Origin of the sequence: Mesorhizobium sp. WSM4312 (assembly GCF_002294875.1) — a bacterium.
Lineage (GTDB): Bacteria > Pseudomonadota > Alphaproteobacteria > Rhizobiales > Rhizobiaceae > Mesorhizobium.
Map to the genome: position 1 here is coordinate 48,258 of NZ_NSFU01000016.1, position 20,740 is coordinate 68,997.

Consider the following 20,740-nt stretch of genomic DNA (forward strand, 5'->3'; position numbering starts at 1 on the left):
GGTAACGACATGAAATACGAAATAAATCGCCGACGATTGCTGCAGGCGACATCGACCGCCATGGCGGCTGGCGCTCTGTCTTCAATTGCGGGCCGCGTTGCGGCCCAAACACCCAACCAGATCAACGTAGTGCTAGGCGGCGGCGATTGGGGAAAGGCTAACATTGAGGCTTACGCTAAGCCATTTGAAGCTGAGACCGGTATCAAGGTCAACCCAATCACCGACGACATGGGTATGGGACAGGTCGAGTTGATGGTAAAATCGGGCAATGTCACGGTAGATGTCGGGGCGCTTACGCAAGGGTCCGGCTTGGTCGCAGCTAAGAAAGGAATTCTTGAAGAAATTGATTACTCCTTGTTCAGGAAAGAAGAGCTAGACGGAATTTATGAATTTGCCAAGCAACCGTTTGGCGTGGCAAATTTGATTTACTCATATAATATGGTATATAGCACAGACGTATTCCCAGCTGATAAACCCCGGCCGACAAACTGGGCTGAATTCTGGGATGCTGATAAGTTTCCCGGCGTTCGCACCTTGGTGTCCGGCCAGTTTGGTTCAGAAGGACCCTGGGAAGAGGCCCTGTTAGCGGACGGTGTATCTCCCGATAAGCTCTACCCGATGGATATCGACCGGGTGTTTGCCAGTTTGGACAAAATAAAGCCGCACATCCGTAAGTGGTGGAGCAGCGGATCAGAGATTCAACAGATGTTGCATGATAAGGTCGTTGACATCGCTCAATCGTATGACGGAAGAGCTCTACTGTTGATCGATCAGGGCGCCGCGACGGAGATCAATCGAAACCAGGCGAAGCTGCAGTGGGATTATTGGGTCATTCCAAAGGGTTCACCCAACGCGAAGGCTGCGCAGAAGTTTATCGAATTCGCCACTCGCGCGGAACGTCAGGCAGCATTTTGCCAATTGTTTCCTGAGGGACCAAGCAACGGCAATGCGTTCAAACTTCTTCCCGAGAAAGTTGCGCGCAAGCTCCCTACCCACCCAGATTACATCAAGAGCAGCGTTTCCATCAACGGCAAATGGTACAATGAGGTAGGCCCCAGCGGTGTTTCCAACACTGAGATGCTTATCCAGCGGTGGAATGAGTGGATCCTGCAGTAGGGTTGGTTGAAGTGCGAAAGTCCGGTCGGGGTAACTCCATACCGGGCTAAAGTCGAAACTGATGCTGAAAATGTGACGGGGAGCGGGGTAGCCCACTAGCCTCTCCGCTCACGGCATCGGGTACGACGGCAGAAGGTACGGCAAATGCCTGCTAATGCACGCCAGCGATGGTGGAGGAGCCACAGTGAACATGCACGCAATGAATACCGCCCCCCGTTCGGAAGTTGACGCTGCAGATGTGAACCAATCGGTGCCACAAATTCAGTTCAGCAGTGTTACCAAGATGTACGGGAGTGTTCCGGCGGTCAGGGATCTGTCGCTGACCGTGCGTCGCGGCGAGTTCTTGACGATTCTCGGCCCGAGCGGCTCGGGTAAGACCACTACCCTGATGCTCTTGGCCGGCTTTGAGGCCCCGAGTTCGGGTGATATTATGATCGCCGGCCATTCAGTGGCTTCGGTCCCGTCCTACCGGCGCGATCAAGGAATTGTGTTCCAGAGCTATGCGCTGTTCCCGCATCTCACAGTGGCTCGAAACCTGGAATTCCCTCTCGAAATGCGGGGCATGGCTCCCGATCAGAGGAAGGTTCGGGTAGCCCGTATGCTTGAGCGCGTGCATCTAGGGGAATTCGGCGGTCGCATGCCATCCCAATTGAGTGGCGGTCAGCAGCAGCGCGTGGCGCTAGCCCGCGCGCTGATTGCCGATCCACCCTTCCTATTACTTGATGAACCGCTTGGCGCACTCGACCGTAACCTGCGTGAGCAGATGCAGATCGAGATGAAGAGCTTGCACAAGGAGTTCGGTATCACGACGGTGTGCGTTACGCATGACCAGGAGGAGGCGCTTACTCTGTCAGACCGGATTGTTGTAATGCGCGCAGGACGTGTCGAGCAAATCGATACACCAGAGGCCCTCTATGATCGGCCATCATCGTGCTTTGTCGCTAAATTTCTGGGTGAGGCGAACATTCTCGAGGATGCCTTGTTGCTGGCCAGAGGGGGCAACGCGCCGCAAATCGGCACCGTTGCGATGATAAGGCCAGAGCGCATCAGTGTACTTCCGAAGACTGCGGAGTGGGCTCAAACGGACCAGCGGCAATATGTTGCCGGTGCGGTCGACGATATGATTTTTGCCGGCCCTCTGCGAAAATACCATGTTCGCGTTGGCAACAATGTTCTCATCGTCCGGGAACATGTCGCGGCAGACCAACCTGTTTTCCAGCCAGGCGAGGAGGTTTGCCTCACGTGGCTGCGGTCAGACATTCGCTTCGTTTCGCCATAAGCGATTGATAAGGGATATCCATGAAGCTTTTGCGCAGAATGGCCAAGGTGCCACTTGGGTTAACCGCGCCCGCGTTCGCGCTTTTGCTTGTGGTTTTCGGTGCCCCTATAACCTTGCTTTTCCTAAGCAGTGTCAATGCCCCCGATTTCTCGTTCCAATACTACGGAGCGTTTTTCGCCCAGCCAGCTAATGTGCGGGTGCTCTTTCAAACGATAGAAATAAGTCTGGTCGCAACTGCCATCTGCTTAATCGTAGGCTATCCAACCGCGTATCTGATCGTCACGGCATCCAAGACTCTGCGCATGACGCTCATCGCTCTCGTGATCATCCCCTATTTGACCAGTGGGCTGGCGCGTACCTACGCATGGATTGTTATTCTTGGGGATCGCGGGGTCATCAACAACATCTTGCTGGACGTCGGATTGATCGATCGACCTCTGCAACTCATCTATAACCGAACCGCGGTCTATATTGGCATGGTCCACATCATGCTGCCGATGATGATACTTCCCTTGGTTAGTGCGATGATGGGGATCGATCGGTCCTTGATGGCTGCTGCACGCAGTATGGGAGCGGGACCTTTCACCGCTTTCAGGCGTGTATTTCTCCCCCTTAGCATTCCAGGCGCACGGAGTGGCTCGCTCCTAGTTTTTGTGTTCTGCCTAGGATTCTATATCACGCCGGCGGCACTTGGGGGATTGCGCGATGCCATGCTTTCAACCTTCATTGCGGCCGAGGTGAATAGCTCGTTCGATATTCCGCGCATTGCCGCTGCGTCCTTCATCCTTCTCGGGTTTGCCATTGTGGTGCTTTCCATGGTCGGGCTTGACCTCTCCGGCAAACAAGAGCAAAGCCAAACTCGAGCTCCGAAGGGCTCGATGTCCCGACTACCCATTGTTCTTGTTATCAAACGAAACTTCAGCGAAATTCTGCGTCCCTATCGTGTCAAACGGTGGACGGGACGGCGCTACGTGCCTGGGGCGGAAAGGCGATGGCCTAAAGTCGTCGCGATCGTTTTTATCGTTTTGGTGATGGCCTTTCTTTTATTCCCAGGGATAATCGTTGTCATCATGTCGTTCAGTTCCGGGGCATTTTTGCAATTTCCGCCTTCGGGCCTGTCGCTTCAATGGTATCGCTCGTTTTTCGGCGATGCATCTTGGAGCGGAGCAGCTTGGACCAGCGTCGAGATTGGTGTCGAGGTAGCTGTTATTTCTACTCTATTGGGAACACTTGCTGCTTTCGGATTGAGCCGAATAAGCGCAAGACTTCGCGGCGTGCTGACAATGATCATAATCACGCCTATCACCTTTCCAGTTATCGTGGTCGGTATCGCGACTTATCTGGGTCTCATCCAGATTGGTCTAATCGGCACAAAGGGTGGTATCGCCCTCGCTCACAGTATCGGCGCTGTTGGAATTGTGGTGGTGATCGTTTCTGCGACGTTGGCCAACTTCGATCGGACGTTAGAGCAGGCGGCCAAGAGTATGCGTGCCGGACCACTGCAAACGTTTTTTCGCGTAACACTGCCGTTAATCAGGCCGGGAGTGATCGGCGGCGCCATGTTCGCATTCCTCCAGTCATTCGATGAAGCGGTCATAACGTCTTTGGTCGGCGGTCTGTCGGTGCGGACGTTGCCCTTGAAGATGCTGGAGAATATCCGCCACCAAATCGACCCGACGATTGCTGCAGTCGCTTCTCTTTTGATGCTTCTGCCTTTAATCTGGATGCTTGTCCTCTATGCCGTCTGGTGGCGTTCTCGACCGAGCATGCAGCGAACATTACAGGAAGCCGCTGCCTAACTGGCGTGGCAGATCCACTTCCTGATGATGCGTCCGACCTATTCCTACGGACTGGCGACAAGCATCTGTTCGGGGCTTCAACGGGCGGATAAAATGGCCACCTGGTCCAAAACGGAAACCAGTAAAGCTCTTGCAATTATCATCTGGCACATGCGGATCAAGGATTCGGACTATGTCTGGGATCGGCCGGCCTTGCTCGCCAGCAAGCTCAGACCTGCCGATCCTCTTGCTGCGCGCCAGGATGGAATTCGAGGTCAACGGCGCTGACCGGATCGCACAGATCCTTCGCCCGTCTGAACAACGAACAGCTAGCCAACGTCAACCGGCTGATCGCGCGATTTCTGAAATCGGCTACCCACCGCGACTTTGACCTTCCTCCTCCCTTAGTGCACCGGGATCAAGGTGACGAACCAAGGGACAGGTCAGCAGAGCGAGCCCTGGTCATCTGAAAACGCGATGGTGCCGTCTCGGACATTATATTGGCGAAGTGGTGACCGCGTGTGCATAGTTCCAGGCGAAAAAAATAGCCGTGTACAAGACCATATGCCCGGTCAAAGTCGCCAGATCACCCGCAATAGGTTAAGCAATGAACGAAGCACCACATCTTACGTTTGATCTCGATGCGCATGGCGTGAGCAGAGGACACCTCGTTGTGCCGGGAGGCGCCGACCATGAAGAGTTCTCGCTTCCGGTTTTTAGTCTTAATAAGGGCGATGGACCGCGCCTTCTTATCACCGGTGGGAATCATGGCAATGAAATGGAGGGGCCATTAGTCGCGCGGCGGCTTATCGAGTGGCTGCCACAAGCGCAAACCAGTGGTAGGATCATCGTGCTGCCAGTGCTTAATCCATTGGCAGTTCAAGCATGGAGCCGCAATACTCCGCTTGATGGTTTGAATCTGAACCGCGTGTTTCCGGGCCGTGCCGACGGGTCTGTTACGGAACGAATCGCGGATGCGGTTTCACGCGTATTGTTGCCAAATGCCGACATCGTTTTCGATCTGCACAGCTTCGGCCCAACGTGGGATTTTCCCCCGGCGGTCATCACGCATCCAATTGCTGATGCGGATCTCATGGCTAAGACGCTCGCAATGGCAGCGGCATTTAAGCTGCCCGTAACATTGCTCTGGCAACATGACGACACGGCTGGGATGTTCGACAGTTGGGCACATAGCCTAGGGAAGGTATTCGTTTGCGCGGAATTCGGCGGTGGTACGGTTAGCGCAGAAGCTCTAGCGATTTATGAAGCTGGAGTTCGCAACGCGCTCGTTATGCTTGGACTCGTCGAAGGAAAAGTCGAGGACGTGTCTTTCCGTAACAAAAGGTCCAGTCAGACCCTTGAGACGCTGATATCAGACGAGTTGAAATCGCCCGCGCAGGGTATCTTCGAACCTCGCTGCTCTGTGTTGGATGAAGTGAGGTCGGGAGATCTTATAGGTATCCTACACTCTATGGATTCTGTTTCCGCTCCGTCCATTGACATCCGAGCGCCTGGGCCATCAATCGTCCTAGCCATAGGATCGGGCGCGCATGTCGACCGCAATGAAGGGGTAGCCATCCTTGCGCGGCCGCTGCATAACTAGAGGTACAGATTAGCCGCGCCTTGGCCAGCTGTAGTAACTCCGGTATGAAGGCACTGGCCTCGACTGGAGCTTATAGGCCAGCTCCTCGGATCGATCAGCGGCTGATCCTGTCTTCCAAAATCATGCCAAAAAGATTGCTTGATCCTTGATCGCTTGGTTTATACTAACCATGGTTGAAAGTGGCGGTCCGAGATGGGAGCTGGCCGGACGGATTGATCGCCTAGCTTCTGTTATGGAAGCAGGGGCGACGATCCGGCGCACCGCGACCAAGAGGGGAGGCGGACGGTGCCGTCCCCGCTGACGCCCGTAAAACAACTTTATCGTATCTTAAAACGAGATGGGCACGTTCGGGGCTTTATATTGGCAAAACCGATTCCGAACGGGGCATAACTTAGGACAGAGCGCGCAAATCCGGCCGCAGCTCATAGCTTGGCCAAACTCGAGTATAATTCAGTGCAGATCAAAGACGTCATTCTCACGCCCGGCAACGGCGCCTTCTTTTATGACGATCAAGCTGCCATTAGGGCAGGGGTTGGCCAGGACGGTTTTGTTTACGTCGGCGAGCCATTGACGCCCGGCTTCCGTGATATCCGTGTTCCGGCAGCTTGCTTAAGCGTCGGGCTTGTCCTGGAAGACGATATGGTCGCCTGGGGCGATATGATGGGAGTGCAATACTCAGGGGCTGGCGGGCGTGACCCCCTGTTTGACGTCGGAGCCATCATGGATCTCACGTCACGTGTTGTTGTCCCGCGGCTCTTAAACATTGATGCGTCCAGCTTTTTGACAGCCTGCTCCAGTGTCTTCGATCTCCATACTGGGAAACGACTCCCACTATGCATCGAATATGGGGTCAGCCAAGCCCTTTTAAGCGCTGCTGCCCATGCTGCGCGTCGTACCATGGCGGAGGTGGTTTGTTCGGAATTTTGCCTATCCATGCCGCATCGTCGTGTCCCAATTTATTGCCAGAGCGGTGATGCGCGCGAAATCAATGTCGATAAAATGATCCTGAAGGGGGTGGATGTGATCCCGCATGGCCTCATCAACTCGCGTAGCAAATTCGGCGTTGGGGGAGAAACCTTTCTGGATTTCGTCAAATGGGTGGCGCACCGCGTCAAGCAAATCGGCCAACCAGACTATTCTCCGGTGCTGCATTTCGATGTGTACGGCTGGATCGGTATGGAGATCGGGCTCGACGTCCAGCGCATCGCCGACTTCATCAGTAAGGTTGCTGACGCGGTTCCGGAGTTCACGGTGAATATCGAATCGCCAGCCGACTTCGGGTCTACGCCGGCGCAGGTCGAAAATTACGGGCAGATCGTCGGCATTCTGAATGCGCGCGCGTCACGTGCGCGCATCGTTGTCGATGAACGCTGCAACACCTTAGAGGATGTGCGTCTGTTTGCGGAGGCTAAGGCGACCCATCTCGTGCAGATCAAGACGCCGGACGTGGGCTCGATCGCCGACAGCGCCCGTGCGGTGCTTCTGTGCAAAGAGAACAACGTGGACGCCTATGTGGGAGGCAGCTGCAGCGAGACGGATCTCTCCGCGCGAGCGACGGTTCACATTTCGGTGGCAACACAGGCGGACATGATGCTCGCGAAGCCTGGCATGGGCATCGACGAAGGTCTTTCCATTGTAGGCAACGAACAAAATCGGTTGCTCGCCATGCTTGATCGGCGTCGGGCACAAAACCTGAAAGCCGCGTAGGAAGCGCCCTGATGCTAAACAGTCTCAAGGACATCACGGTTGTGGCGGTCGAACAGGCCGTTGCAGCTCCCTACGCATCGTCTCGCCTTGCTGACGCAGGCGCCCGGGTGATCAAGGTCGAAAGGCCCGAAGGGGACTTTGCCCGAAACTACGACAAGCTGGTGCGGGGGCAGAGCGCGTACTTCGTCTGGCTCAACCGGGGTAAGGAGTCGGTCTGTCTAGACCTGAGGTTGGAGGCGGATCGCGCCGTCCTCGACACGCTCATTGCCAGTGCTGATGTCTTCATCCAGAATCTAAAGCCGGGCAGCATAGAAAAACTGGGGTTCGCGTCCGCTGATCTGCGTCGACGATATCCGCGGCTGATCACCTGCGACATTTCTGGTTTCGGGGAGTCAGGGCCGTATTCCCATTTGAAGGCCTACGATCTGATCGTCCAGGCCGAAACAGGTCTATGCGCTATCACCGGCAACCAACAGGGGCCTGCGCGTGTAGGGGTCTCGGTTTGCGATATCTCGGCGGGCATGACAGCGCACAGCGCCATTCTTCAGGCACTGTACCACCGCGAGGTCACCGGCGAAGGGACCAGCATCCAGGTGTCACTGTTTGATGCCGTCGCCGACTGGATGAACGTGCCGGTTTTGCAAAATGATTACAGCGGCTACCAGACGGTACGCGCAGGCGTGAAACACCCGTCGCTCGCGCCGTATGGTGCCTATCGCTGTGCCGACGGCAAAGAGGTCATCTTTTCGGTTCAGAATGACCGCGAATGGGTGAATTTCTGCGAGAAATTCCTGAAGCAGTCCGGGCTCACACGCGCACCTGGTTTTGCTGACAATATGGAGCGCCTCGCTCATCGTGCGCAACTTGATGAGATCATTGAACAGCGGTTTTTTGAACTATCCTGCCACGATGCGATGCAGGAGCTCGAGGCGGCCGGCCTGGCATATGGCCGACTGAACGAAGTGGTGGATGTTTCAAAGCATCCACACATTCGCAGGGTGCAGGTTGGAACACCCGATGGAGCCGTCGAGACGATAGCGCCGGCGGCGATTTTCAACTCGGAGCTCCCCTCGCTTCGCCCAGTCCCGGCTCTTGGCTCTCATACCGAGGCTGTCCGCGAGGAGGTGCGGGCGCTTTTGCGCGAAAGAGCCGCGTCAGCGTGAGCGCGCGTTTCAGTAAGGTGAGACTGCTCGCGGTTTACAAAATGCCTGTGTACCTCGGATCATTTCAGCGCACCGGCCGCCTAGAAAGCTCACTGGCAGCGCCCGCGCTAAAATCGGCCGCAAAGGCGTCTCCATGATCAAGGACACCTTTGCGGCCGTTGAAGGCGCGATGTCTGTACCGCGCTGGAGATCCCTGCTCTTCGTTCCTGTTCACGTTCCGCGCTTTGTAGAGACGGCCCATGAGCGGGGCGCAGATGGCGTCATTCTCGACCTGGAGGATTCCGTGCCCCAGGATCGGAAAGGAGAGTCACGGCAGCAGCTTCCTGAATGCGTGGCAGAGGTGGGCCGGAAAGGCGCATCTGTTTTGGTCCGCGTGAATCATGGTCTGCGCGCCTTGGCGGCCGATCTCGATGCAGCCGTGATGGCGGGTGTTGACGCACTGGTTCTTCCGAAGACGGATTCGGCAGAGTGGGTTATAGAGATCGCGAATGCGGTTTCGGAACTAGAACGTGAAAGAAATCTTCCGCAGGGAGGCATCCGGTTCCTTGCCCAGATTGAGACCCCGGGCGCCTTGCAAAGGCTTGCGGCCATTGCGTCGGCGCATCCAAGGATGGTCGCAATGGCGCTTGGCCCTGAAGACTTCAGCGCCGCTGTTGGCGGCGCCCCAGGATTCGACCTTCTTTTGACGCCGAACCTTTCTGTTCTGTTTGCCGCCCGCGCGGCCGGCTTGCTCCCGCTGGGCTTCATAGGAAGCATCGGCGAGTTCTCGGACACGCATAAACTTCGTGAGGCCGCGGTGCGGGCGCGGCGGCTTGGCTTTGCCGGAGCTTTGGCGATCCATCCGACACAGGTGGCCATATTCAATGAGGCTTTCTCGCCAAGCGCCCAGGAGCTCGAGTGGGCCCATAAAGTTGTCGCGGCGGCAAATGATGCCGCCACGCGTGGACTGTCCGCATTCTCGTTGAATGGCAAAATGATAGATCCGCCAGTGGTGCGGCGCGCCCACGAGATCCTGATTCTTGTGGGCAACAACTGACTGGCCTGTTATCAGCGGCTGAACAGGAGCGAATGGCACTACACCGCGCCGGGCAAGCCGATGCAAAATGGCTACGCGATTCCCTCAACGGCCGAATGCGAGACGAGCTGTTGAACGATGGCCTGTTCTTCGGCCTCGACCACGCCCGCAGTGCCACTGCCGAATGGAGGCAGGACCTAAATCCTGTTCATAACACTCATCTGTCTATGTCATTTGAGTGAATAGGTTTTGCTGATCTGGATGCGATCCCATGGGGTATTTTGGGTTTTGCCGCGCGCGATGAACGATGCGCTGAGCCGCCGGTTCGTCAAGCGTTGATCGGCTGAAGACCCATGGACCGTCCGGCAGAGGATGAACGCCTTCGATCGACGCGAGTCCACCGAAGGCGATGCAACGCGGCTCGCCATTGTCAAGCAGACCACGCCAGCAGGAATAGCGCGGAATGTTGTGCTTGGTTCCCGTGTAGCGGACCGTCAGCTCGCGGCCGCAGCGCCGGCAGCGGACAAGGTCGGCGAGCAGAGCGTCGCCATGCTTGGGCGCCCCGTGATGCCGGCTCGTGGGCACGTGGTCGCTCACCATCTTGCGGATCGCTTCCGCCTTTCCCAGCCGACGTAGCCTTCGTGTGCACCCGGAATCAGCGCCAGCATCTCGCGCCTTACGGCGGCTGCGCGAGCGAATGGCGGCATCTGCGCGGTCTGCGCGTCGTGCGGGTTGGAGAAGATCGAACTGATATGTCGTAGGCTGGCGCGGTATGGACCTCTCCCCGGTTCGCTTCGTGAGGACCCGATGCTGCGCCCGAATCCTCCAATTGCGATGGGGTGTGGGAATTGGCCGTCGGGTCCTGCAGCAGTGTCACCAAGACGCCAAGCGTTCTGGGATCGATATGTGGGGCAGGGCAATGCGCCACGCGGTGCAGACCGCGATCAAACATCCAGGCCGGAACTTCCAGCCACCGATCGGAGGCGTGGCGGGAGAGACTGCAGCGGAAAACCTCCCGGTCGGCGTTCTCGATCACCTCATGAACGTGAACACAACGCCCGGCCCAAGGATGCCACGGATAAAGAAACTTGCGTTCCTCGGTCCTGTGGGTGTTCTTTCCTGGTGTTGTTCAACACCGTGAGGCCGCATTCCTCGCTCGCTATTTGACCCCGGCGGTCTTCGCCGGAACCCTCGCCGCAACCGGCTCCGACGCTGCACTCAATGAAGGCTTCGCGCCTCCGCCCGTTGCTCAAACCGCGCCATAACAGAAACGGCCGAGGCTAATCGCCACTGGTTGAAAGTTCAGTGGCAGGTCAGAGGGTCTGGCTCGACGGCCTTAGCTTCAGGCTATCCGGCCAATCCCGGCGATCACCCAGCGACACGATGACTGACCAGTGCTCAGCGCCACCGCCGGAGCTGCAAAAAGAGTTGCGTATGATTGAGCGTTCGACCACGTTGCTGTCGATCTTGATATGGCCTCGTCCAGGATGCGCGAGAGGCGCTTCCCAGCGCGAGAGCGTGTAGGGGATCGCCGCTGTGAGCTTGGTCTTCTGACTGATTTGGCCGAGCTTCTCTAGCCGCCCTGGGTCCAGTGCCGTGATGGTTGAGCACTTTTTGCCTGCGTGCAGCAAGGCCTCGTTGGCCTCGGCTACGGATGTCATCCTCGATCTTTTAGAGTTCGCGGATCCTTCTTAGCGCCTCGATCGGGCGCGGCATGGCAGAAGGCGAGCGTGAAGCCGCTTTTCGTCGGCCAGCAAGCGATGGCCCGCTATAGCCGTCGACCTGCAAGTTCCGGTAGAGAGCCTGCGAGATGAGCGATCGCACGCTGGGCCTTTTCGGTCCGGCGCATAGACATAAGACGCCCGGCGGTCCGCTCCCTCCCTAATCAGTCATCGCGGGCATAAATCCAGAGTAGGCCTGTCTTCGTCTTGCCGACCCCGGAACGAGCACCGGCGCGGTCGTCGCACGTCGGCGAAGAGTTTTGGCGAGGACTTCGGTTTTGCTAAAGCAACCGTTCATGGACCAGACGTAGGTGCCAGTCCGGCGCGGCCGACTACCGGCGCTGCCAGCAGCCTGGGCAAGCGAACCAAATTGTAGCCCGCCAAGTTATGCCGCGCCCGCGGTGGCACATCCTCGCAGCTTGACCTTGGCCATGCCGTCTGAGGTCTTGACTGACCGAACCCTCCTCTGACCCCTTAGGGCAGTGCTGACTGAGATCATAGCCCGGATGGCGCTTCGTGCGGTCATCGATCGCTATACGCGAGGCTTGTTGCTTTCTGCTCAAATGGGCGTTGAAGGCAACGCGCGGCGTGATCTTGCTCTTTGCAGGTCCTTGACTGGCGCGTCCTAGGCTTCGCCAGCGCCAGTCGATGCGCCGTCGCGGCGTCTGCGGTCCAACATAGCGAGAGCGGCATCACGCTCGCCTGTGCCAGGCCTGGGTATGAAACTTTCCAGTCAAGCCGGATTGGCCAGCACCTGGGTGCATAACCAACCTGTTGTCGCGGCTTCATTAGCATGAGGTGCCCGGAAACGAAGATACGTATGGACCCCGCCCCGCTTTCCAATTGAGCCTAGGGGCTGCTGATTCCTTCTTCGCCAAGGGTCGTGAACGGCGTGATCGACCAATGGATTAGGTTGATGGGACGATGAGTGTCGCCTCGGTCGAGCAATGGTGGATGAAACTGCGATGACATGTCCGATAGGATCTCTGTAATCGCCCTGCCTGACGCCCTGCCTTCAGGTTTTCGACATAAAATTTCACCTCGGTCACACCTGATCTTAATGTCGCCAGCGATCTAATCCAGTGTGCCAGGAATGAGGTACCGTACGGCCGCACTGCGAGAATGCCTTCTTCGCAAATCCCAGTCCTCGCCGTGACTGCTAGGTGCAATACTGCAAGCCAGCTGAACCAATTGAGGATCTGTCCCCTCATCGAGGCGCGGATTGACTTGGATGACGACGGGTCCAGGCTTCGTCCACGGAGTTCAATGTTCGTTGGCCCAGCTGAGGCCGTGAGCTTGCAAGCAATTCTGTGACACGTTGACGATACGATCATGCTCGTCATTAGTCAGCAGGGTTGGTTGGACAATTCACCTCTCGGAAGAGGAAATGGGGTGGCCGGCCGAAGTCCGCCAGCGGCAATAGCAATGACCTCCTTTCCCATCTTGTTAGCGCCGCTGGTTGCAATGGCGCTTGGTACTGAAGACTTCAGTGCAGCTGTTGGCGGTGCCCCAGAACTCGACCTGCTTTTGACGCCGAACCTTTCCGTTCTGTTCCCCATGCGGCAGTCTCGGCTCGATAGGAAGCATCGGCGATTCTTAGACAATGATAACTTCGTGGGGCCGCAGGCGATCCATTTAAACATCGATGGGGCTTTTCACCAAGCGCACAAGAACTCGAGGGACCCGTCGTGTCCTCGCGGCGAAAAAGATGCGACGGCGCAAGGCAAAGGCGCGTTCACATTGGACGGGAAGATGGTCGATCTACCGGTTATTCGAAGGGTCCGAGAAATCATCTCCATGGATCAGGGCGCCGAGTTGGCCGGTTGAAGCCTCGGCGGGTTGGGTCCATTCTGGACACATAGGTTACGGTTTTGGTCAAACCACACTGAGATGACACGACAGTTAGGCGTCATGTCGCTCTGCAATTATTGCTGTCGCGCCATCACATTTCGAGATAGATTACATCATTGCAGTCCGCCCTCGGAAGAGTACCCGTGGAAATCAGGCAGTTAAGATACTTTGTTGGCGTGGTCGAAGCAGGCAGTTTCACGAAGGCCGCTGGCTTTCTGAATGTCGCCCAGAGTGCGCTGAGTCTGCATGTGCGCCAATTGGAGGAAGGCTTCGGCACTCAGCTGCTGATACGCGACAGGACCGGCGTGAGCGTGACGGCGTCAGGAGCCAAACTCCTGGAGCGGGCGCGGGCGATTCTCAAAGAAATTCGAATTACCGAGGTGGAATTGACCAACACAGCCGCTTCCCCCGCCGGGGAGGTGACTATTGGCATTCCGTCTGGAGCTGCTCGCGTCCTGAGCGGTCCGCTGCTTGAGACGGTAAGACACGAACTGCCCAAGGTGTCCCTCAAGATGGTCGAGGGTATGACGGGACCGCTAGAGGAATGGATGGCGGCTGGACGCTTCAATCTGGCGGTTCTGTACCGCACTGCGGACAGTGTGGGGCGAATGACTGTGCTAGCGCGCGAAGACCTTTGTCTGGTGGTTCCGTCCGGCGAGCCACCGTTTGAAGATGCGATATCTCTGGCCGACCTGCATGCATTCCCCCTGGCGGTTCCCATGCGCAACAACAATGTCAGGCGTTCGGTGGCTGATGTCGTCGCACAACACGGTTGCGCGATGGACGTCAAGTTTGAAGTGGACTCGCTCTCAACGATCATCAACATGGTCGTAGAGGGAAAAGCGCATTCTATTCTCGCCCCGTCTGCCGTTCAGAAAGAAGCCTCTCAAGGGCTGGTCCGGACGGTCAAGATAGTCGATCCGGTAATTACCCGCTCCGTGGTGCTTGCTGTAAATCCCAAAGATGAGCGTTCTGCGGCCGTTTCTGCGGTCCGCAAGCTCATTCCGAAGGTCGCCAGAGAATTGATTGAGAGCCGGGGCTGGGTAGCATCGGCTCCTGACGCGACCTGAGAACCATCGATCTGTAAACAACGGCATGACTTCCTTCCTGTCGGAACAGATCGATCTGGATTCCAGATGGATTTAGGCACTAATCGATATTTGACCCGCTGCGACCATCGCGATGAAACTGGCTCAAGCGAGCTCAGCGGCTTCGAAAATTGAAACGGCGCTCGCATGGCCAGAATCACAAGTGGAGCCCGCGATGTCCCACGCCAGGAGCTACGAGCTCTTCATTAATGGCAAATGGCGAGCCGGTGGTAGCCGAGCCACTTTGCCGGTGATCAACCCGGCGACGGAGAAGGTATTTGCCTCAGTGGCCTCGGCTACGGTTCCAGACTTGGATGAAGCTCTTGCTTCGGCAGAACGCAGCCGCAAGGCGTGGTCCTCACGCCCCGCCAAAGAGCGTGGCGAGATCCTCGTCTCTGCCGCCAGCAATCTGGCTGAGAAAGCTGGCGCCGCAGCCAGGGACCTGTCGTCCGAACAGGGAAAGACGATTGCCGAAGCAACAGGAGAGTACGCGCGCGCAGTCGAAACGCTGGAATGGAATGGCCGGCATGCCGATGAGTTGTCGACCCCGATTCCGTTGGGTCCGAACAGGATGATCGTCCCGGAGGCCCTCGGTGTCGTCGCTGCCTTTACGCCGTGGAACTATCCAGCCGTTCTCATCGCCCGCAAGCTCGCCCCCGCGCTGGCGGCAGGCTGCCCGGTGATCCTCAAAGGGGCCGAAGAGACGCCAAGCGTGGCTGTCCATGTCGTGGAATCTTTGCGTCAAGCAGGGATACCGGAAGGCGTGGTCAACCTGGTGTTCGGTGTTCCTGTGCATATATCACGGCATCTGCTCAGTTCGCCAATTGTCAAAGTCTTGACGTTCACGGGGTCGACCGCTGTTGGGAAACAGCTGGCCACACTGGCCGCGAATAATCTGCAGCGCTGCATCCTTGAGCTCGGTGGACATTCCCCGGTTATTGTGTGCGAAGATGCCGACCTGGCAACGGCGATACCGGCTATTTCGGAATACAAATTCGAGTGCGCGGGCCAGAGTTGTAATGCGCCCAGCAGGATTCTTGTCGCCCGATCCCGCTATGAGGAATTCCTGTTCCGGATGACGGAGGCGGTCCGAAAAATCAGGATCGGTCCACCGGATGACCCTGCAACGCAGATGGGTCCCATGGCAAACGCGCGGCGAATCGAGGCCATGCAACGCCTGACCAAAGATGCGGTAGAGGGCGGCGCCCAAATCGAGACCGGTGGCATCCCCCTTGACCGACCGGGGTTTTACTGGCCGCCAACCATCCTGACTGGCGTACCGAAGGAAGCGAGAGTGCTTCATGAAGAGCCGTTCGGACCAATTCTCACCGTGGCTCCTTTCGATACGATCGAAGAGGCGATCGATGAAGCCAACGCCACGGAGTACGGTCTGGCCGCCTACTTGTTTACTGGCGCGGCCGATACGCAACAGAGGCTTGTGGGCGGTCTTTCTGCGGGCGCTGTTAGTGTGAATTACCTGAAAGGGGTTTCCGCTGATGCCCCTTATGGAGGAGTCAAACAAAGCGGCTATGGATATGAAGGCGGCGAGCAGGGGGTGCGAAGCTTCCAGATTCTGAAAATGGTCAATGGCCTCGGTTCATTTGGATAAAATCCGGTGGGAAACAGAACACGGACCATGGCCGGTAGCGACATCACAAGGAGCGTCGCCGACGCCCTTCAGTACATCTCGTACTATCATCCTCCAGATTATATCCGGTCTCTTTCTCACGCATACACGCGAGAACAGAGCCCGTCGGCGAAGAATGCCATAGGTCAGATTCTGCTGAACTCCCGCATGGCGGCCTTTGGGCGGCGCCCGATTTGTCAGGACACCGGACTTGTGGTTGTCTTCGCAAAGGTCGGCATGGATGCCCGCATTAAGTCAACAGCCAGTTTCGCGGATCTTGTGAATGAGGGCGTACGTCAAGCCTATCTCGATCCGGACAATCCCCTTCGGGCATCGATCGTTGCGGATCCCCTCGCTAGACGGGTCAACACCCGCGACAACACACCGGCAGTTGTCCATGTCGACCTGGTGCAAGGTAACCAGATTGAGATCACCATCGCCGCGAAAGGCGGCGGGTCGGAGAACAAGGCACGTTTTACCACCCTCAATCCCACCGCCTCCGTTTCCGACTGGGTGGTCAATACCGTTTCGACCCTTGGCAGCGGGTGGTGTCCACCTGGACTGATCTCTGTCGGCATCGGTGGTAGCGCTGAAAAGGCGATGCTGCTGGCCAAGGAGGCCATGAACGAGCCCATAGATATGGCGGAACTGATCGCAAGGGGGGCGTCAAGCGCAGAAGAGGGGCTGCGGATTGAGCTTTATGAGCGGATCAACGCGCTTGGTATCGGCGCCCAAGGCCTTGGTGGTCTGACGACAGTCGTTGACGTCAAGGTTGCGACCTATCCTACTCATGCAGCGTCCAAGCCTGTGGCGCTCATCCCGCAATGCGCCGCCAACCGGCACCTGAAGTTTACTTTGGACGGCTCTGGACCCATCAGCCTCCAGCCGCCCGATTTGCGCGAATGGCCCGACATCGGAGCCGACGAATTGAACCCAGCCGGCGTCCGGCGGGTCAATTTAGATACGCTTACGAAGGAAGAGACGGCATCGTGGCGCTGCGGTGAAACGCTCCTGCTTTCTGGAAAGATGCTGACGGGCCGTGACGCTGCCCACAAACGAATGGTCGAACTGATTGATGCCGGCAAGCCGCTCCCAGTCGATCTGAGGGGCCGCGTGATCTACTACGTCGGTCCCGTCCGGGCAGTGAGGAATGAAGTCGTTGGACCCGCCGGTCCAACAACCTCCAGCCGCTTGGACGATTTTACGGACAAGGTGCTCGCCGAAACCGGCCTTTTCGCGATGGTGGGCAAAGCGGAGAGGGGACCGGCGGCCATCGCGTCGATTGTAAGACACAGAACGCCATACCTTGCTGCAGTGGGTGGCGCTGCGTACCTGATTTCAAAGTCGATTAAGGCGGCGCGGATTGTCGCCTTTGAAGACCTGGGCATGGAAGCCATCTATGAATTCGATGTGCAGGACATGCCCGTCGTCATGGCTGTCGATGTTGAGGGAAACTCCATTCACAATTCCGGGCCTCTTGAGTGGCGTAAGCGTATGGCAGCCGACAGCATCGCACGCAACATCGGTGTTTGAGTCTTTCCGGTTGGGCGATTTCGGCCAGACCCGAGCGCCAAATTATCGGGCAAGCCATAAGACGAGCGGCATTTGCGGTGCCCTGCGCCTCGGCGAGCCGGCCAAGCAAGGCCTTCAATTCACCCTAATAGTTGAATGTGCGAGTGAATACTGCATTGAGTATGCCGTCCATGCGATCGAGGGTCGAATGCAGTCGCGCGTCTATCAAGTACGGCAGCGAGATTCAAGAAAATCGGTTATCTATTTATCATGGTCTCCGCCGCCGCCGACTATTCTCTCCAGCTGCACCATTGCCCCGTTGGGCGTTGGGGCGATAGCCAAATTACTTCTGCAGCTTTTCTCAGCGGATCGCTCACCCTCAGCTGATTTTCGTACCCCATTCTGGCACATCTCGGGCCTGGAACGGATGCCTTCCACTGCTACATTCGCTCGTTTCAATTGATGATAGAATTGATCGGCACACAACGCGATGTCATCGCTGAGAGCATAGGTTATGAAGTCGAAACCCGATCCCGTGCAACTCGACAGTTGGGACCTGCGGATCCTCTCCGAAATTCAGGCAGACGGTCGGATTTCAAAAAGTGAGCTTGCAAAACGAGTTCATCTTTCGGCGTCCGCCTGTTCGGAGCGGCTCCGAGCACTCAAGGCCGCGGGGATTATTGAGGGATTTTATGCGCGGCTGAGTCCTGCCCTCATCGGCGGCATGATCTTTGTGATGGTGGAGGTCGTGCTGGATCGTCATCGTCTTGAGGACCAACGACACTTCGAAACTGCTATCCAAGACATTCCGGAAATCCTGGACTGCTGGGCAATTGGGGGGCGCGTGGATTATCTGATGCGGGTCGCATCTCGTTCTATGGCCGCCTATCAGGATTTCATGGAGGGACTGCTGCAGGCAGGCTTGGGGATTGATCAATACTATAGCCTTGTCGTCACGAAACCAGTGAAGTCCAATTCACCGATACCTTTGTCCGCCCTGAGGCAACGGTAACCCAAAAGCTAAGTTTCAACGGCGTTTGGCACGGATCCCGTAGATTCGTCGGCAAAAGGCACCCATTCCGACGAAACTCAAGGGACATTTGCGGTATACTAATTGCTGGAAAAAGGTGGCCGAGCGCTATCCGCCAGTTGATCGCGAGCAAGGACGATGCGCTTGAGCAATCTGGAACCGATCTATTCCAGGAGAGGATCGAAGCAGCCATCGGACGCACTTGCCCAGCACGGTTACGGCGAGAAGCCAAACCGGATCGTGCCTGGTTGAGGAGGCGTCCATATCTAAGATGCGAAGTGCCGAAAAATGCCTCTACCGCTACTTCAAGGGGGGAACTTTCGCCCTGGATTGGCGATCAGTGGCGATTGAGCTTAGTCGCGGTCAGCGCATCCGTGTAGGGGGCGAAATCTACAGCGAGGGTTTGGCAAGCCGACGGGTAGCGGGAGTGCAAGCTGGCCCGCTCGGCCTTGGCGACCAACCCGGCCCTCGACGCCTGCGGACATTCGGAGATCGCGTTTTTACGTCCTAAGTTCGTTGCTGTTCGAGATTAGGAGATCGTCTGTCCTGTTTGACATTGCTGGTCTCCGCAGCCTTCTAAGCGAGGAGCATGGCTGTGCCGGGATCGCGTAGGTGGGTGACAAGGCCGGTCACTCCTGCCACCCGACGTGGTCTTTGAGAAGGTGGAGGTTGCGCTACCGGCTGGAGAGCATGGTGCCAGTTTTCACAAGACAAGGGTCGCTTAATCGAATGGGCGTCAAGTTCATAGATTGCGAACAGATCATGGGGGGATTTGAATAGTGCTACTGACCGAGGCAGAGCTGAAAAGAGTTGCGAATGCCAGTCGAGGACATAGAGCCGCATCGATCGTTCTAAAGGAAGAGACGGCCGCAGCTACAGCCAGATCGTCATTCGACGTTTTTCTGTCACATTCTTTCAAGGACGCAGAGATCGTTCTCGGTGTGAAGCGAATTTTCGAGGAGCTTGGGTTCACTGCTTACGTAGATTGGGTCGAAGATTCACAACTGGACCGCACAAAAGTCTCCTCGGCCACCGCCGAGTTGCTGCGGACCCGTATGAGGCAGTCAAAGACGCTAATCTATGTGCATTCAAACAATTCTCCAGGATCCAGATGGATGCCTTGGGAGCTTGGCTTTTTCGATGGGTTTCGGACCGCGGTAGCGGTTCTGCCCGTGGCAAAAAATTCTTCGGAAACATTCTCCGGGCAAGAATTTTTGGGCCTATACCCTTACATTGATGGGACAGGACCTGCATTCCTGTTTATGAACAGAGGGACCGCGCCTCGCTCAAGAATAGGCTCTGTAAGCTCGACTGCTAACCTCACGTTTGCCAAATCCTGGCTTAAAGAATTTACCGCCACAAAATAGACTGGTGTGCTTCAAAAATGAAATATCCTGGACTCTATAATAGCGCCGACGTGGCATCCAACGAGCAGCAGGCGACGTTTCTGCGCCTGATCCGGGCAGAGTACGTTCTTCTTTTTTTAGCGTCGGTGCTCTCTTTGGACTTGTCGCCATCAAAAGCCTATTTCGGTGTCTATGCTGCGGTATTTCTTTGCTCAATGGGAGTCCTCATTTTCCGGTCGGTCACAAAGCCCGAGCAGGTCTGGTATCAGGCTCGAGCTCTGGCAGAGTCGGTGAAGACATTGACTTGGCGCTTCGCGATGCGAGCACAGCCGTTCGATGACGCGCGCGCCGCTGACGCCAGAGCTGATTTTCGAAAGCTCATGGAAGGTATCCTTGATAGCAATCGTCACCTTGGTAGCGCGTTGAGCGGCACCGATTCAGCATCCCCCCAAACAACCGACCAGATGATGTCGATAAGGGACTCCCCGCTAAAAGAAAGAAAAGACCTATATCTGCAGAGACGAATCTGCGACCAACGGAAGTGGTACGAGAAGAAGGCGCGCTCGAACAAGAGGTCCGCGAAAGTCTGGATGGGCCTTGGTATTTTTGCATACGCTCTGGGATTCTCGTTCATCGTAGTACGCATCGCTGACCCCGCGATGCCAGGCTGGCCGACCGAGCCGCTAATTGTCATCGCCGCCTCCCTTATTGGGTGGACCCAGATCAAGAAATTTAACGAATTGGCATCGGCTTACACGTTGACAGCTCACGAGATCGGCTTGACTGCCGACCTTATTACGGACGCCAACTCGGATGAGGCATTCTCCGCCGCGGTGAACGAAGCCGAACTGGCTTTCTCACGGGAGCACACCCAGTGGGTTGCTCGTCAAAACAACTAAGAGAC

Annotated in this window: 16 protein-coding genes and 2 pseudogenes; 16 read left to right on the plus strand and 2 right to left on the minus strand. The window is 56.7% G+C overall.

All coding sequences use genetic code 11. The features are described 5' to 3' along the window. Window positions 1-9 precede the first annotated feature (9 nt). The 9 genes and pseudogenes from CK228_RS25580 to CK228_RS25615 all read left to right on the plus strand — a co-directional run. Window positions 10-1,116: an ABC transporter substrate-binding protein gene (locus tag CK228_RS25580; protein WP_063169315.1), complete on the plus strand. Its 1,107-nt coding sequence runs from the start codon at window positions 10-12 to the stop codon at window positions 1,114-1,116. A 190-nt stretch (window positions 1,117-1,306) separates the two neighbouring features. Beyond that, on the plus strand, window positions 1,307-2,395 hold the full coding sequence (locus tag CK228_RS25585) for an ABC transporter ATP-binding protein (RefSeq protein WP_224570037.1): 1,089 nt from the start codon (window positions 1,307-1,309) through the stop codon (window positions 2,393-2,395). 20 nt (window positions 2,396-2,415) lie between these two features. After that, window positions 2,416-4,194, plus strand: a complete 1,779-nt coding sequence (locus CK228_RS25590; RefSeq protein ID WP_063169314.1) for an ABC transporter permease subunit — start codon at window positions 2,416-2,418, stop codon at window positions 4,192-4,194. Between the two features lie 24 nt (window positions 4,195-4,218). Continuing rightward, the gene (locus CK228_RS34960; RefSeq protein ID WP_127273917.1) at window positions 4,219-4,461 is read left to right on the plus strand and encodes a hypothetical protein; all 243 of its coding nucleotides are present in this window, start codon (window positions 4,219-4,221) and stop codon (window positions 4,459-4,461) included. Between the two features lie 319 nt (window positions 4,462-4,780). Next, window positions 4,781-5,776 (plus strand): succinylglutamate desuccinylase/aspartoacylase family protein, encoded by a 996-nt coding sequence (locus tag CK228_RS25595; RefSeq protein ID WP_063169313.1) that lies wholly within the window; start codon window positions 4,781-4,783, stop codon window positions 5,774-5,776. A 453-nt stretch (window positions 5,777-6,229) separates the two neighbouring features. Next, entirely contained in the window at window positions 6,230-7,483 is a 1,254-nt protein-coding gene (locus CK228_RS25600; RefSeq protein ID WP_063170371.1) for a methylaspartate ammonia-lyase, read from the plus strand. Window positions 7,484-7,494: 11 nt separating this feature from the next. Further along, window positions 7,495-8,646, plus strand: a complete 1,152-nt coding sequence (locus tag CK228_RS25605; protein WP_063169312.1) for a CaiB/BaiF CoA-transferase family protein — start codon at window positions 7,495-7,497, stop codon at window positions 8,644-8,646. A gap of 133 nt (window positions 8,647-8,779) precedes the next feature. Beyond that, complete coding sequence (locus CK228_RS25610) at window positions 8,780-9,682, plus strand: CoA ester lyase (protein ID WP_210326668.1); 903 nt, start codon at window positions 8,780-8,782, stop codon at window positions 9,680-9,682. Window positions 9,683-9,706: 24 nt separating this feature from the next. Next, window positions 9,707-9,831: pseudogene (locus tag CK228_RS25615) on the plus strand (integrase core domain-containing protein); the annotation flags it as partial. A 55-nt stretch (window positions 9,832-9,886) separates the two neighbouring features. Here CK228_RS25615 and CK228_RS35980 read toward each other — a convergent pair. Further along, entirely contained in the window at window positions 9,887-10,261 is a 375-nt protein-coding gene (locus tag CK228_RS35980) for a zinc ribbon domain-containing protein (protein WP_063169311.1), read from the minus strand. 528 nt (window positions 10,262-10,789) lie between these two features. On the opposite strand from CK228_RS35980, the pseudogene CK228_RS35985 reads away from it, so the two are divergent. Then, window positions 10,790-10,926, plus strand: a pseudogene (locus CK228_RS35985) (IS3 family transposase); the annotation flags it as partial. A 48-nt stretch (window positions 10,927-10,974) separates the two neighbouring features. On the opposite strand, the gene CK228_RS25625 reads toward CK228_RS35985, so the two are convergent. Further along, window positions 10,975-11,322, minus strand: coding sequence for a transposase (locus CK228_RS25625; protein ID WP_063169310.1), 348 nt, complete (start codon window positions 11,320-11,322; stop codon window positions 10,975-10,977). 1,485 nt (window positions 11,323-12,807) lie between these two features. On the opposite strand from CK228_RS25625, the gene CK228_RS25630 reads away from it, so the two are divergent. The 6 genes from CK228_RS25630 (at window position 12,808) to CK228_RS25655 (ending at window position 20,735) form a co-directional block, all read left to right on the plus strand. Next, window positions 12,808-13,209 (plus strand): hypothetical protein, encoded by a 402-nt coding sequence (locus CK228_RS25630; RefSeq protein WP_063169309.1) that lies wholly within the window; start codon window positions 12,808-12,810, stop codon window positions 13,207-13,209. Window positions 13,210-13,376: 167 nt separating this feature from the next. After that, entirely contained in the window at window positions 13,377-14,303 is a 927-nt protein-coding gene (locus tag CK228_RS25635; protein WP_063169308.1) for a LysR family transcriptional regulator, read from the plus strand. 193 nt (window positions 14,304-14,496) lie between these two features. After that, window positions 14,497-15,930: an NAD-dependent succinate-semialdehyde dehydrogenase gene (locus CK228_RS25640; RefSeq protein WP_063170369.1), complete on the plus strand. Its 1,434-nt coding sequence runs from the start codon at window positions 14,497-14,499 to the stop codon at window positions 15,928-15,930. Between the two features lie 27 nt (window positions 15,931-15,957). Next, window positions 15,958-17,481: a fumarate hydratase gene (locus CK228_RS25645; protein WP_063169307.1), complete on the plus strand. Its 1,524-nt coding sequence runs from the start codon at window positions 15,958-15,960 to the stop codon at window positions 17,479-17,481. Window positions 17,482-17,974: 493 nt separating this feature from the next. After that, window positions 17,975-18,472, plus strand: coding sequence for an Lrp/AsnC family transcriptional regulator (locus CK228_RS25650; RefSeq protein WP_063169306.1), 498 nt, complete (start codon window positions 17,975-17,977; stop codon window positions 18,470-18,472). A gap of 1,402 nt (window positions 18,473-19,874) precedes the next feature. Next, a complete protein-coding gene (locus CK228_RS25655) occupies window positions 19,875-20,735 on the plus strand; it encodes a DUF4231 domain-containing protein (protein WP_063169305.1) in 861 nt (286 codons plus the stop codon). Window positions 20,736-20,740 lie beyond the last annotated feature (5 nt).

Excerpts from the sequence above, each read along its gene's own strand:
- CK228_RS25580 (WP_063169315.1), top strand. The coding sequence starts at position 10 with ATGAAATACGAAATAAATCGCCGACGATTGCTGCAGGCGACATCGACC.
- CK228_RS25585 (WP_224570037.1), top strand. The coding sequence starts at position 1,307 with ATGCACGCAATGAATACCGCCCCCCGTTCGGAAGTTGACGCTGCAGAT.
- CK228_RS25590 (WP_063169314.1), top strand. The coding sequence starts at position 2,416 with ATGAAGCTTTTGCGCAGAATGGCCAAGGTGCCACTTGGGTTAACCGCG.
- CK228_RS34960 (WP_127273917.1), top strand. The coding sequence starts at position 4,219 with ATGATGCGTCCGACCTATTCCTACGGACTGGCGACAAGCATCTGTTCG.
- CK228_RS25595 (WP_063169313.1), top strand. The coding sequence starts at position 4,781 with ATGAACGAAGCACCACATCTTACGTTTGATCTCGATGCGCATGGCGTG.
- CK228_RS25605 (WP_063169312.1), top strand. The coding sequence starts at position 7,495 with ATGCTAAACAGTCTCAAGGACATCACGGTTGTGGCGGTCGAACAGGCC.
- CK228_RS25610 (WP_210326668.1), top strand. The coding sequence starts at position 8,780 with ATGATCAAGGACACCTTTGCGGCCGTTGAAGGCGCGATGTCTGTACCG.
- CK228_RS35980 (WP_063169311.1), bottom strand. The coding sequence starts at position 10,261 with ATGGTGAGCGACCACGTGCCCACGAGCCGGCATCACGGGGCGCCCAAG.
- CK228_RS25625 (WP_063169310.1), bottom strand. The coding sequence starts at position 11,322 with ATGACATCCGTAGCCGAGGCCAACGAGGCCTTGCTGCACGCAGGCAAA.
- CK228_RS25630 (WP_063169309.1), top strand. The coding sequence starts at position 12,808 with ATGACCTCCTTTCCCATCTTGTTAGCGCCGCTGGTTGCAATGGCGCTT.
- CK228_RS25640 (WP_063170369.1), top strand. The coding sequence starts at position 14,497 with ATGTCCCACGCCAGGAGCTACGAGCTCTTCATTAATGGCAAATGGCGA.
- CK228_RS25645 (WP_063169307.1), top strand. The coding sequence starts at position 15,958 with ATGGCCGGTAGCGACATCACAAGGAGCGTCGCCGACGCCCTTCAGTAC.
- CK228_RS25650 (WP_063169306.1), top strand. The coding sequence starts at position 17,975 with ATGAAGTCGAAACCCGATCCCGTGCAACTCGACAGTTGGGACCTGCGG.
- CK228_RS25655 (WP_063169305.1), top strand. The coding sequence starts at position 19,875 with ATGAAATATCCTGGACTCTATAATAGCGCCGACGTGGCATCCAACGAG.